This window comes from Mesorhizobium sp. M7A.F.Ca.CA.002.05.1.1 (genome assembly GCF_003998335.1).
GTDB lineage: Bacteria > Pseudomonadota > Alphaproteobacteria > Rhizobiales > Rhizobiaceae > Mesorhizobium.
Window position 1 is genome coordinate 1 of sequence record NZ_RZQI01001265.1, and the last position, 1,253, is coordinate 1,253.

The following is a 1,253-nucleotide window of genomic DNA, read 5'->3' on the forward strand; positions in this document are numbered from 1 at the left end:
TGTTTACCGCTGCGGGGCCGATGGCCGTGCTCGACGGCGTTGCCGCGCCGGAGCTTGCCGAAGAACTCAACGTCATGGCCTTTTTTTCCACGCCGCAAAAATTCCTTGGCGAGAAGGTCGTTGTCCACAGCACCGAAGAGTCGGAAGGATTGACCTTCTCCACGGACGTCAAGCTTAACGTCTCGACCGTCGAGTCCCACCCCGGCAAGACCCTGGCCGGCTGCTCCTACACGCTCGAAATCAAATAAAAACCCGGCATTCGCGCCGGGTTTTCGATCAAGTCAGAAATGGCCGGGGCCCTTCTGCCCGGTGCATGGTCCGTCAATCGCCGTCGATCGCCGTGGCGATGCGGGCGATGGCCTGCTGATAGACGCTCGCGGAATTCCAGCCGGCAATCGCGCCCATATTCGCACTCGCGCTCGCGCCCGCCCGCCAGCCATGGCCCTTGAGGAAGTTGGCGGTGGAAGCCAGCGCCGTGCCCTTGTCGCGCAGGTTTCCGCCGCCGACGCCATATTTCAGGACGTTTCCTGGCAGGAACTGCGTGTGTCCGATCTCGCCATGCGCGGCGCCGACCGACGAGGCTGACAACGCCCCGCGATCAACCAGCTTCAGGGCTGCGATGGCATGCGGGTAGAAGAACCCCGGGCGGCGGCAATCATAGGCAAGCGTCAAAATGGCAGAGACGGTGTTCTGGTTGCCCATGGCCGAACCGAAGCCGGTTTCCATACCCCAGATGGCGAGCAACACGCCCGGCGACACGCCGTAATTCGCTTCGATCTTGGCGAACAGCGCCGCATTCGACTTTTTCAGCGACCGGCCCTTGGAAATAATCGCCGCGCCGCCGCGCCGCCGCATGAAATCGTCCACCGAGCCGCTGAAAGCCTTGTGAATGCCGCGGTCGACGGAGATCGTCTTGGTCGCGTAGTTCGCCCCGGCCAGAGCGGCCAGCCCCTTGGCGCCTACACCTTCCGACCTGGCCTGCGCGGCAAAATCCTGCTTCCAGGCCTCGAAGCCGGCGCCGGTCTTGCCGCAGCTGGCCGCTGCCTGTGCGCCCGTCGCCAGCGCAAGCACCGCCACCACGGCCGCTGCAAACATCTTTCCCTTGGCAAGAATTGCCATGTTGATCTCCTGGTTGCCTGAATCACGTCCCAATTGCGAACTTGCCAGCGAAACGCGCACTTGTCACTGTCACCGCTGCAATGCTGGCGAATGCCGTGGAATTTGCCTAGGATCAAGTGATTATTGTGGCACTG

The 1,253-nt window shown here is 62.5% G+C and carries 1 protein-coding gene and 1 pseudogene; one reads left to right on the top strand and one right to left on the bottom strand.

Annotated elements, in window-relative coordinates:
• Positions 1-248: pseudogene (locus tag EN939_RS34735) on the top strand (hypothetical protein); the annotation flags it as partial.
• A gap of 73 nt (positions 249-321) precedes the next feature.
• On the opposite strand, the gene EN939_RS34740 reads toward EN939_RS34735, so the two are convergent.
• Positions 322-1,119, bottom strand: a complete 798-nt coding sequence (locus EN939_RS34740; RefSeq protein WP_127271186.1) for a lytic murein transglycosylase — start codon at positions 1,117-1,119, stop codon at positions 322-324.
• Positions 1,120-1,253: the final 134 nt, after the last annotated feature.

Excerpts from the sequence above, each read along its gene's own strand:
- EN939_RS34740 (WP_127271186.1), bottom strand. The coding sequence starts at position 1,119 with ATGGCAATTCTTGCCAAGGGAAAGATGTTTGCAGCGGCCGTGGTGGCG.